This is a genomic window from Pseudomonas sp. TWP3-1 (assembly GCF_049896625.1).
In the GTDB taxonomy this organism is placed as follows: Bacteria; Pseudomonadota; Gammaproteobacteria; order Pseudomonadales; family Pseudomonadaceae; genus Aquipseudomonas.
Window position 1 is genome coordinate 186,047 of the sequence record NZ_JAFCUQ010000013.1, and the last position, 6,954, is coordinate 193,000.

Sequence of the window (6,954 nt, forward strand, 5' to 3'; positions counted from 1 at the left end):
TAAAAAGTCTGGGGCACATCATAAGGGGGCGCTATTGAAATGGGTAGTTCATAAAGGATCGGAGGTGCCCGACCAAAGCCGACTGTGCGACCCGCTTGGGGGCTGTATACTTGCCGCCAAATTTGAGGAGGGCCCCATGGTCGAACAAGTTGAACTGAATCGCCTCTTTTGGCACAGCCGTCGCGGCATGCTTGAGCTTGACGTGTTGCTGGTGCCATTCGTTCAGGAGGTTTACGCGACTTTGAACGAGGTGGATCGCGATCTGTATGTCCGTCTGCTGACGTGCGAGGATCAGGACATGTTCGGCTGGTTCATGGAGCGTAACGAATCTGAAGATCCGGAGCTTCAGCGCATGGTCCGGATGATTCTGGATCGTGTCCAACCCAAGTAATTCGTTCGAATGCCGCTGGCATGCCTCACGGCAGTTGCTGGCGGCGTATCTGTTGGCTCAGGCGTTCGCGCTGGGTTGTTGGTTTCTTCTGTCTATTCCGGTCTGGGCCAGTTTGCTCGGGGCTTTCGGCTGTGCGCTCCACGCTATGTGGGCGCTGCCCCGACAGATTCTGTTGAGTCATCCGCAAGCCTTTTGCGGGCTGCGGCGTGACGCCGATGGCTGGCAGCTGTGGAATCAGGCGAATGGCTGGCAAGCGGTGCAGCTGCGACCGGACAGCCTGGCGCTGCCGCTGATCGTGGTGCTGCGTTTTCGTTTGCGCGGGGAGTGGCGGGTCAGATCGATCTGCGTGCCGCGCGATGCGCAGGCGGCGGATTTGCACCGACGCCTGCGAGTGCGGCTCAAGTTCAGTCGACGTAGGTGGGCGGTACCAGAATAGTGTCGAGTGCTTCCGGCAGCAGATCAGGGTAGTCGAGGGTGAAATGCAGGCCGCGACTTTCCTTGCGCTCCATCGCTGAGCGGATCATCAGTTCAGCGACCTGCGCGAGGTTGCGCAACTCGATCAGATCGCGGCTGACTTTATAGTTGCTGTAGAACTCGTCAATCTCGTCCAGCAGCAGACGCACCCGATGTTGCGCGCGTTGCAGGCGCTTGTTGGTGCGCACGATGCCGACGTAGTCCCACATGAACCGCCGCAGTTCATCCCAGTTGTGCGCGATGATCACGTCTTCATCGGAGTCGGTCACCTGGCTGGCGTCCCAGACGGGCAGGGCGCGGGGGATGGCGACTTCGTCCAGTTGGTCAAGGATGTCTGCCGCCGCTGAGCGTGCGTAGACGAAGCATTCCAGCAGCGAATTGCTGGCCATGCGGTTGGCGCCGTGCAGGCCGGTAAAACTGGTTTCGCCGATGGCGTACAGGCCCGGTACGTCGGTGCGGCCGTGTTGATCGACCATAACCCCGCCACAGGTGTAATGCGCCGCTGGCACGACCGGAATCGGCTGTTTGGTGATGTCGATGCCGAATGTCAGGCAGCGTTCGTAAACAGTCGGAAAGTGCGATTTGATGAACGCTTCGGGCTTGTGGCTGATGTCGAGGTAGACGCAATCGACACCGAGGCGCTTCATTTCATGGTCGATGGCGCGGGCGACGATGTCGCGCGGCGCCAGTTCAGCGCGTGAGTCGAAGCGCTGCATGAAGCGCTCGCCATTCGGCAGTTTAAGATGAGCGCCTTCACCGCGAAGGGCTTCGGTTACCAGAAAACTCTTGGCTTGCGGGTGATACAGGCAGGTAGGGTGGAACTGGTTGAATTCCAGGTTCGCCACCCGGCAGCCGGAACGCCAGGCCATGGCGATGCCATCACCGCAGGCGCCGTCGGGGTTGCTGGTGTAGAGGTAGACCTTGGCTGCGCCGCCGGAGGCGAGGATCACGAAACGCGCGCCGTAGGTGTCGACTTCGCCGCTCTTGCGATTGAGCACGTAGGCGCCGAGGCAGCGGTCGCCGTCCATGCCCAGACGGCGTTCGGTGATCAAATCGACAGCCACCCGCTGTTCAAGCAACTCTATGTTCGAGCGTTGTTTGGCCTGGTTCAGCAGAGTGGTGAAAATCGCGGCGCCGGTGGCGTCGGCTGCGTGGATGATGCGTCGATGGCTGTGGCCGCCTTCGCGGGTCAGGTGAAATTCGAAGCCGCCGTCTTCAGTGCCAGACTGTTCATCGCGGGTGAAGGGCACGCCTTGGTCGATCAGCCATTGAATCGCTTCGCGGCTATGCTCGACGGTAAAACGCACGGCGTCTTCGTGGCACAGGCCGCCGCCGGCATTCAGCGTGTCATCGACGTGCGATTCGACGGTGTCGGTGTCATCGAGCACAGCGGCGACACCGCCCTGGGCCCAATAGGTAGAACCGTTGGCGAGATCGCCCTTGCTCAATACAGCAATGCTCAAGTGGCCCGGCAGGGTCAGCGCGAGACTCAAACCGGCAGCGCCGCTGCCAATCACCAGAACATCGTGTTGAAACTGTTGGCTCATTTCAGGATTCCGCGCAAAGCGACCCGGGTCGGGGGTGGCGCAGGACAGGCGATTCGCGAGTCGAGACAGCCACACAGCCCACTAGTATATAGAGGGGTGGAGCGGCACAATAGCCGGGCCGATATGGCATTGTGAGACTACAGTGGCGTGAACAGCGCGACGCTTCGTCGGAAGAAATTTCCGCAGGTTTTGGGAAAAGGCGACTGTATCGAGGATGAAACACCCTTTTTCGCCACGTTGTGGCTACATGTCGGCGATGTGACGTTATAAATAATTGGAACTTTTGTCAGAGGCTCAAGCTCAATAGACAGTTGCCAAAACCACGGGACAGTGTCGGCTTCAATGCGGAACCTGCGGTTGGGTTCCTGCCGGCGAACCGATTACAAGATTATTCGCGCAGCCGGTTTATCCCGCGCTGCGTTTTTCGTGCGTGCCAAATCAGAGCCCGCAGGAAACTTGCTTGGAGGGGGAGAACTTTTGCGAAAAGCCCGAGTCTATGTTTGCAAGTCTGGTCGTTTAGTTATGCAAGCTTCCTCTGAGCTTATCGAGGAGTGTTCATGCTAACCCAGGAAGAGGATCAGCAGCTGGTCGAGCGCGTTCAGCGTGGCGACAAGCGAGCTTTCGATCTGCTGGTGCTGAAGTATCAGCACAAAATTCTCGGGTTGATCGTGCGTTTTGTGCACGACACCCATGAAGCGCAGGACGTAGCGCAAGAAGCCTTTATCAAGGCATATCGAGCGCTGGGAAATTTTCGCGGAGACAGCGCGTTTTATACGTGGCTTTACCGTATCGCCATCAACACGGCGAAGAATTATCTGGTTTCTCGCGGCCGCCGGCCGCCGGATAGCGATGTAAGTTCCGAAGATGCGGAGTTCTACGACGGCGATCATGGCCTGAAAGATCTTGAGTCTCCAGAGCGTGCACTGCTGCGGGATGAGATCGAGGGCACCGTCCATCGAACCATCCAGCAATTGCCGGAAGATTTGCGTACCGCTTTAACTTTACGTGAATTCGATGGTCTGAGTTACGAGGACATTGCGAGCGTCATGCAGTGTCCGGTTGGCACCGTGCGCTCCCGGATTTTCCGCGCTCGGGAGGCCATCGATAAAGCCCTGCAGCCGTTGTTGCAGGAAAACTAAAGACAGCGGCGATAGCCAAGAGAGGAACGCCATGAGTCGTGAAGCCCTGCAGGAATCGCTGTCCGCAGTGATGGATAACGAAGCGGACGAACTGGAATTGCGTCGAGTGATCAATGCACTCGATGATGTCGAAACCCGTGAAACCTGGGCTCGTTACCAAATCGCTCGGGCAGCCATGCATAAGGATCTGCTGCTTCCTCGCCTGGATATCGCTTCGGCCGTATCTGCTGCGCTGGAAGACGAAGCAACTCCAGCCAAAGCATCCCGCGGTCCATGGCGTAGCCTCGGTCGTCTGGCTGTTGCAGCCTCGGTGACAGTTGCAGTTCTGGCCGGTGTTCGCCTGTACAACCAGGATGAAATCGCTGGTGTTGAGCTCGCTCAGCAATCCAATCAGCCGACTCTGTCCGCTCCACAGGTCAAAGGTCCGGCTGTACTGGCAGGCTATAGTGAAAGCTCCGAAGCTACTGGCCCTATGGCCAACGGCGTATTGCAAGGTCAACCAGGCTGGCATGACCAGCGTCTGCCAGGCTACTTGCGCCAGCACGCTCAGCAGGCTGCGCTCAAAGGTACTGAAAGCGCCCTGCCATATGCACGTGCAGCAAGCCTGGAAAACCGTTAAGGAGGATCATGCGCTCCATACCTCTACTTTCGCTTCTGCTTAGCGGCTGGTTTGTAGTTCCAGCCCATGCCGACGAAGCCCAGGACTGGTTGACACGCCTGGGCCAGGCCGAGCAGCAGCAAAGCTTCAACGGTACTTTCGTCTACGAGCGTAACGGTAGTTTTTCTACCCACAACATCTGGCATCGCGTCCAGAATGGTCAGATCCGCGAGCGTTTGTTACAGCTTGACGGTTCGGCCCAGGAAGTCGTGCGTATTGATGGGCATACTCAATGCGTTAGCGGCACCCTGGTTGCGGGGTTGGGCGATTCTCCCAACTCTGGCGCGCGTGCACTCGATCCTCAAAAGCTGAAGAATTGGTATGAGCTTGCCGTCGTCGGCAAGTCGCGTGTCGCTGGGCGCGAAGCGGTGATCGTTTCGCTTACCCCGCGTGATCAGCATCGCTATGGTTTTGAGCTGCATCTGGACAAACAAACCGGTTTGCCCCTCAAGTCGTTGCTGCTTAACGACAAGGGTCAACTGCTGGAACGGTTTCAGTTCACCCGTTTGAACACGGTGGAAACGCCGACCGACAAAGAATTGATGGCCGACGCCGACTGCAAGCCAGTCAATCTCCAGAGCGACAAGGCATCCTCTGTAAAAAGCGCGCAGGTCTGGCACTCGGATTGGCTGCCGCCAGGTTTCGAATTGACCAGCAGCTCTTCGCACAAAGATCCTGAAACCAAAACCCAGGTCAACAGCCTGATGTATGACGATGGTCTTGCGCGATTCTCGGTGTTTCTCGAGCCGTTAAATGGTGCAACCGTCACTGACACTCGGACTCAGTTGGGTCCAACCGTTGCCGTATCACGCCGTCTGACTACCCCTGAGGGTGAAATGATGGTGACGGTAGTCGGCGAAATCCCGATCGGCACCGCCGAACGAATTGCTTTATCGATGCGCAGCAATGACGCAGCCACCAGCAAGCAGTGAGCTGAATCCAGCAAATCGCGTTTCCTCAGCGGGACGTAGAAATGTTTGCTGAGCATTTTCATTTGCAAATAATCCAAAAATTTTTTATAGGTCAGAGCCTCACGGCTCTGGCCTTGTTTGTTGTTGCCGGAACAAAAATGCCGGCCGGTCGCGCCCGGTGTTCCTTGCTCCATATCGCTTAATCCTGCTCGTCGTAACGGGAGCTGTATGTCGACACTTAGCTTGAAGTCTTATCTCTCAATTTTCGCAACCGTGCTGGTGCTCGGTCAGGCCGTGCCTACGGCCGTGCAAGCAGCTGAACTGCCTGATTTCACCCAACTGGTCGAGCAAGCCTCGCCTGCGGTGGTGAACATCAGCACCACGCAGAAACTGCCCGACCGTAGAGTTAATCAGCAGATGCCTGATCTTGAAGGCTTGCCGCCCATGCTTCGCGAGTTTTTCGAGCGGGGCATGCCGCAACAGCCTCGTTCCCCGCGTGGCGATCGCCAGCGTGAAGCGCAGTCGCTGGGCTCAGGCTTCATCATCTCGCCGGATGGCTACATCCTCACCAACAACCATGTGATCGCTGATGCCGACGAAATTCTCGTGCGTCTTGCTGATCGCAGTGAAATGAAAGCCAAGCTGGTCGGCACCGACCCACGTTCCGACGTGGCGCTGCTGAAAATCGAAGGCAAGGATCTGCCGGTACTCAAACTTGGCAAATCCCAGGATCTGAAAGCCGGCCAGTGGGTCGTAGCGATCGGTTCGCCATTCGGCTTTGACCATACCGTGACCCAAGGCATCGTCAGTGCCGTCGGCCGCAGCCTGCCGAACGAAAACTACGTGCCGTTCATTCAGACCGACGTGCCGATCAATCCGGGTAACTCCGGTGGCCCGCTGTTCAATCTGAACGGTGAAGTGGTCGGCATCAACTCGCAGATCTACACTCGTTCCGGCGGCTTCATGGGCGTGTCGTTTGCCATCCCGATTGACGTGGCAATGGACGTTTCCAACCAGCTGAAAAGCGGTGGCAAGGTCAGCCGTGGCTGGTTGGGTGTGGTCATCCAGGAAGTGAACAAGGATCTTGCCGAGTCGTTTGGTCTGGAAAAACCGGCCGGTGCATTGGTTGCGCAGATTCAGGACGACGGTCCGGCGGCCAAGGGTGGCCTGCAAGTTGGCGACGTGATTCTGAGCATGAACGGTCAGCCGATCGTCATGTCGGCTGATCTGCCACATCTGGTCGGTGCACTCAAGGCAGGTGCCAAGGCCAATCTGGAAGTGATTCGTGAAGGCAAGCGCAAGAATGTCGAACTGACGGTCGGCGCGATCCCTGACGAAGACAAAGAGCTGGATGCGCTGCCTAAGTCGAGCACCGAAACCAGCAGCAACCGTCTAGGTGTTTCGGTGAGTGAGCTGACCGCCGAGCAGAAGAAAACCTACGACCTCAAAGGTGGTGTGGTGATCAAGGAAGTGCAAGACGGTCCTGCGGCGCTGATCGGTCTGCAGCCGGGTGACGTCATCACGCACTTGAACAACCAGGCCATCGGTTCGAGCAAGGAATTTTCGGAGATTGCCAAGGCGCTGCCGAAGAATCGTTCGGTATCGATGCGCGTGCTGCGTCAAGGTCGTGCCAGCTTCATCACCTTCAAACTGGCTGAATAATCCGGTTGTGAGCTGAATAAGAAACCGCCTCGAATGAGGCGGTTTTTTTATGTGTGCGCCAGGCATGGCGCGTTGCGCGCAAGCGCAACCAGCTTGGCTGTGGTGGCCTCGCTGGTGACTTGGAGGTGAAAGTCCTCTACACACCCGGCAAGGGGAAGTGTTAGCCAGAGGC

Annotated in this window: 7 protein-coding genes; 6 read left to right on the forward strand and 1 reads right to left on the reverse strand. The window is 57.5% G+C overall.

Going from position 1 to position 6,954, the window contains the following annotated elements:
• The first annotated feature begins 136 nt into the window (after nt 1-136).
• Together ACP7BN_RS18835 and ACP7BN_RS18840 are read left to right on the forward strand one after the other, a co-directional pair.
• The gene (locus ACP7BN_RS18835) at nt 137-391 is read left to right on the forward strand and encodes a succinate dehydrogenase assembly factor 2 (protein WP_420648114.1); all 255 of its coding nucleotides are present in this window, start codon (nt 137-139) and stop codon (nt 389-391) included.
• Nucleotides 375-827 (forward strand): protein YgfX, encoded by a 453-nt coding sequence (locus tag ACP7BN_RS18840; RefSeq protein ID WP_426205612.1) that lies wholly within the window; start codon nt 375-377, stop codon nt 825-827. The genes ACP7BN_RS18835 and ACP7BN_RS18840 overlap by 17 nt, the downstream gene beginning before the upstream one ends.
• Here the strand turns inward: ACP7BN_RS18840 and nadB are convergent.
• The gene (gene nadB, locus ACP7BN_RS18845; protein ID WP_420648112.1) at nt 796-2,412 is read right to left on the reverse strand and encodes an L-aspartate oxidase; all 1,617 of its coding nucleotides are present in this window, start codon (nt 2,410-2,412) and stop codon (nt 796-798) included. The two genes, ACP7BN_RS18840 and nadB, sit on opposite strands and share 32 nt — an antisense overlap.
• A gap of 557 nt (nt 2,413-2,969) precedes the next feature.
• On the opposite strand from nadB, the gene rpoE reads away from it, so the two are divergent.
• The 4 genes from rpoE (at nt 2,970) to ACP7BN_RS18865 (ending at nt 6,782) form a co-directional block, all read left to right on the forward strand.
• Nucleotides 2,970-3,551 (forward strand): RNA polymerase sigma factor RpoE, encoded by a 582-nt coding sequence (rpoE, locus tag ACP7BN_RS18850; protein ID WP_003172477.1) that lies wholly within the window; start codon nt 2,970-2,972, stop codon nt 3,549-3,551.
• Between the two features lie 31 nt (nt 3,552-3,582).
• Nucleotides 3,583-4,170, forward strand: coding sequence for a sigma-E factor negative regulatory protein (locus ACP7BN_RS18855; protein WP_420648111.1), 588 nt, complete (start codon nt 3,583-3,585; stop codon nt 4,168-4,170).
• An 8-nt stretch (nt 4,171-4,178) separates the two neighbouring features.
• Nucleotides 4,179-5,141: a MucB/RseB C-terminal domain-containing protein gene (locus ACP7BN_RS18860; RefSeq protein ID WP_426205613.1), complete on the forward strand. Its 963-nt coding sequence runs from the start codon at nt 4,179-4,181 to the stop codon at nt 5,139-5,141.
• A 207-nt stretch (nt 5,142-5,348) separates the two neighbouring features.
• Complete coding sequence (locus ACP7BN_RS18865) at nt 5,349-6,782, forward strand: DegQ family serine endoprotease (RefSeq protein ID WP_426205614.1); 1,434 nt, start codon at nt 5,349-5,351, stop codon at nt 6,780-6,782.
• Nucleotides 6,783-6,954 lie beyond the last annotated feature (172 nt).

Bases quoted from the DNA above. Each gene is read 5' to 3' on its own strand.
- ACP7BN_RS18835 (WP_420648114.1), top strand. From the start codon at position 137: ATGGTCGAACAAGTTGAACTGAATCGCCTCTTTTGGCACAGCCGTCGC.
- nadB (WP_420648112.1), bottom strand. From the start codon at position 2,412: ATGAGCCAACAGTTTCAACACGATGTTCTGGTGATTGGCAGCGGCGCT.
- rpoE (WP_003172477.1), top strand. From the start codon at position 2,970: ATGCTAACCCAGGAAGAGGATCAGCAGCTGGTCGAGCGCGTTCAGCGT.
- ACP7BN_RS18855 (WP_420648111.1), top strand. From the start codon at position 3,583: ATGAGTCGTGAAGCCCTGCAGGAATCGCTGTCCGCAGTGATGGATAAC.
- ACP7BN_RS18860 (WP_426205613.1), top strand. From the start codon at position 4,179: ATGCGCTCCATACCTCTACTTTCGCTTCTGCTTAGCGGCTGGTTTGTA.
- ACP7BN_RS18865 (WP_426205614.1), top strand. From the start codon at position 5,349: ATGTCGACACTTAGCTTGAAGTCTTATCTCTCAATTTTCGCAACCGTG.